Source organism: Pseudochrobactrum sp. AO18b, assembly GCF_000409565.1.
GTDB classification, from domain to species: Bacteria; Pseudomonadota; Alphaproteobacteria; order Rhizobiales; family Rhizobiaceae; genus Pseudochrobactrum; species Pseudochrobactrum saccharolyticum.
On record NZ_ANNO01000098.1, the window covers coordinates 1 to 3,547 of the forward strand.

The 3,547-nt window shown below is 47.4% G+C and carries 3 protein-coding genes and 1 tRNA gene; 1 reads left to right on the top strand and 3 read right to left on the bottom strand.

Annotated elements, in window-relative coordinates; translation table 11 throughout:
* Together A918_RS0104350 and A918_RS0104365 are read right to left on the bottom strand one after the other, a co-directional pair.
* On the bottom strand, window positions 1-703 hold a 703-nt coding region (locus A918_RS0104350), incomplete at its 3' end, for a TerC family protein (protein ID WP_028233379.1).
* A 773-nt stretch (window positions 704-1,476) separates the two neighbouring features.
* Complete coding sequence (locus A918_RS0104365; RefSeq protein ID WP_022709872.1) at window positions 1,477-2,154, bottom strand: DedA family protein; 678 nt, start codon at window positions 2,152-2,154, stop codon at window positions 1,477-1,479.
* 514 nt (window positions 2,155-2,668) lie between these two features.
* On the opposite strand from A918_RS0104365, the gene A918_RS0104370 reads away from it, so the two are divergent.
* Window positions 2,669-2,744: transfer RNA gene (locus A918_RS0104370), tRNA-Lys, on the top strand.
* A 330-nt stretch (window positions 2,745-3,074) separates the two neighbouring features.
* Here the strand turns inward: A918_RS0104370 and A918_RS19415 are convergent.
* The coding region (locus A918_RS19415) for a LysE family translocator (RefSeq protein WP_022709873.1) at window positions 3,075-3,547 on the bottom strand (473 nt) is incomplete at its 5' end.

The window sequence follows — 3,547 nt, forward strand, 5'->3', positions numbered from 1 at the left end:
GGTTGTGACGGCCGACCTGATTGGCAGCTTCGATCAGGATCGAGAAGCCGATTGCCGCATAGAGATAGCCCTTAGGCACGTGATAACCGAAACCTTCAATCACCAGACTGAAACCGATCATCATCAGGAAGCCAAGACACAGGATAACCACGGTCGGATGTTTGTTGACGAATGTCATCAGCGGCTTGGAAGCAACCATCATCACTGCCATAGCAACGACAACAGCAATCATCATCACCGGCAGATGCTGCACCATGCCCACAGCGGTAATCACGCTATCGAGCGAGAACACGGCATCAAGAACAACGATCTGCGCAATAACCTGCCAGAACACCGCGTGAACCGGATTACCTTCCTTGACGGCATTTTCACCTTCAAGACGCTCATGGAGTTCCATCGTACCTTTGGCAAGCAGGAACACACCACCGACGATCATGATGATATCACGGCCGGAGAAACCAAAGGAGAAAATGGTAAAGAGCGGCTGTGTAAGCGTTACGATCCACGAGATCGAGGCCAGCAAACCAAGGCGCATCAAAAGTGCAAGCGCAAGGCCGAGCAGCCGCGCTTTATTACGCTGGCTCGGTGGCAATTTACCGGCAAGAATAGAAATAAATACGAGATTGTCGATACCAAGAACAATCTCAAGAACAATCAGAGTAACCAAGCCTATCCAGGCATTGGGATCGGCAATCCATTCCATGGGTTGTCGTTTCCTAGAATTTCTGTTGCGGGATGCGGTTGCAAGCCTGTTTTTGGCCAGCCAAACGCGCAAGTACTGGTTCGGCACTGAATCCGGTTACAAAAAACCGTGTCAGTTCCGTTCCGCTACCGGTTTTGAAATCAGATAACCGGACATGCTTATTGGCAGTGTGATTTCCTGCTGATTGCGCAGGATCAGAGATCCCTTTTTTCAGAGCCGCTTCAGGCAGCTGAAATAAGGTTTGATACATCACCGAGAAAAACAGAAGGATTTTATCCCGCGGGCCGGTCTCCTTTGCAGAAAACAGGCGGGCGATGACAGCTGCAGCACCGGCAGTCTTATCACGCAGAAATTGTACAGGACGAGAAACATGCACAACCGGTGGAACAGAGGTCTGATATGTCAAAGACCTGTTATGTCTGCCAGCGGCGTGCAGGAAAATTGTGTTTCGGATTGTTACCAGTTCGGAGCGGCAACAATCCGGAATAGACGAATCGTCAGAAGTATCTTCCGGCATCGGAGTTTTTAAAGACCCATTTTAGGCGCAATTTGCGCGGTTAAACATTTCATATTCAGCGTAAAGCTTTTTAAAAATCAGACCATTGCACGATGAATGGCTGTCTGTCGGACTGATAATTTGCATTTATAATGAATACAAATGCAAATCTAATCAAGTTCGTCCGGTGATTATTTTGCCAAACCTCTGGCAATACGGCAAAAATTTTACGTGTCTGTGTATATCAGACACTGCCCGAAATTTATGACAGGAACTATTATTCAGCCGGTGTTGCAGAGATTTTATTCTTCGCGGCACCACGTCTGCGCTCATGTTTCGGGCGTGCACGCATAAAGCGGACACCAACAATACTGACAACTGTCGCCAGCACTGTAAGAGCAACAGCCATCCATACCCAGTCAGTACCATCGAGGCGTGCAAAAATGCCCGCACCTTTACCGGCCAACCAACCTGGCAGGATCATAACCGGCGCCCAAACCAGCGCGGAGGTAATATTAGCGGTCTGAAAACGCTTCTGATCCATGGACATCATGCCCGCAACCAGCGGCACGGTACAACGCACAGGGCCGAAGAAACGGCCAAAAAACACAGCGGCAAAACCATATTTGCGGAACAGCAGGCGTGCCTGCGCAATATGGGAACGGTATTTGTTCAGCGGCCACTGGTGAATAACCCGACGTCCGAGCCACCAGCCCAGCAAATAGGAAATAACATCGCCGATAACGGCACCGATAACAGCGCCGATCATGACGGGAATAGGATCGATAATACCGGCTCCGACCAGACCGCCGATCGCCAGCATGATTGGTGTTGCCGGAATCAGCATACCGATCACAGCCAGAGACTCACCGAATGCTATCAACCCGACAATCGGTCCGGCCCAAGCCTGATTGGCCGAAATAAACTGCCCGAGATCGCCGATAAAACCGTCCATTGAACCCTCAGATCATGCAAAGCATGAAAATTTTCGCGCTGCTTCGCCATCATTCCTGTAAATGATTAATACTGCCCGGAAGGCGGATTAACCAGAACCATAGCAGACGCTATGCCAGTTTTTTTGCGCCTAATTATGGCACAAAGACAAAACTCTGATGACAAAACCAGTCAGCAGCAACAATATTCAGCAGTCTGTATAGCTGTTAGATTATTAAAAATCCGATATGCAGGCTGAAACTTAATTCAGCGTGATATACCTATATGTCTGCAATGCAAACTATATGTGCAATGATTTATCACGTATCAAGGCTATTTAGCCGCCTGTTTGCGGTTTATGAACCGAAACATCCCAGTCAGGCGTAAAAGCACAATCCGGATCAGTCACTTGCCTGCCTCACATCACAAGACATGAAAACTGCACATTTTTATCAAAAAAATAATTTCATGACTAGACAGGCCTTCGGCTCCACTTTATAGAACCGCTCACTTACTGAATGATTATTCAGAAAAGTGGGTGCGTAGCTCAGTCGGTAGAGCAGCTGACTCTTAATCAGCGGGTCACAGGTTCGATCCCTGTCGCACCCACCAAGCTTTCAATAGCTTAGTGGCGACCTCCCCAGAACGAACTGCTGTAGTTTACAATCAGTTTACAGATTTTGTGTAATCTCACTCCCTAATCGGCATGAGATTGAATGCACCAGAGCACTCTTTATGCATCTCTGGCAGGAACATAGATGAGCTGGAAGATTGCCATGCAGTTCAAAAACAACCCCATCTAAATGAAATTGAAACCGTGTCCGATGCAAGGCTAGAGGCTGCAAAGGTCAGATGCGCATAGCTATGGTCAGGCTGGATGAACTGTCCGGCTTTACCTCAGGGGTGGTATGAGTAGAGTAACTCACGCTGTATTAGATAGTTTTAATTTTGTGTTGCAACACGAAGTGCAAGGCCTGCAAAAATAGTTCCCATTACCCACTGCTGTATCTTGATCCACTTCGTGTGACGCAACACGACAAAGGAAATTGAACCGGCTGTTACTATTACTACTGACTGAACCGTAATTGCCGACAGTATCTGCACTAAGCCTAGTGTCAAAGACTGCACAAACACACTCCCTTGTGCTGGGTCAATAAATTGAGGAAGCAGCGCTAAGTAAAGCATTGCAACTTTTGGATTTAATAAATTTGTCAAAAACCCAACTATAAAAAGCTTTTGATAGCAATCAACATCAACTCGATGAGGTGTTAACGAAAGTATTTTCTTTGGTCGCAGGGCTGCCCACGCCAGGAAAAGCAGATACAAAGCTTGAATAGCCCCTAGATTTGTAGACACCTTGTGACTTAAAAAAGAGGCAAGGAGCTTACGATGGGTAAAGCTAATTTCACCGACGA

Excerpts from the sequence above, each read along its gene's own strand:
- A918_RS0104365 (WP_022709872.1), bottom strand. The coding sequence starts at position 2,154 with ATGGACGGTTTTATCGGCGATCTCGGGCAGTTTATTTCGGCCAATCAG.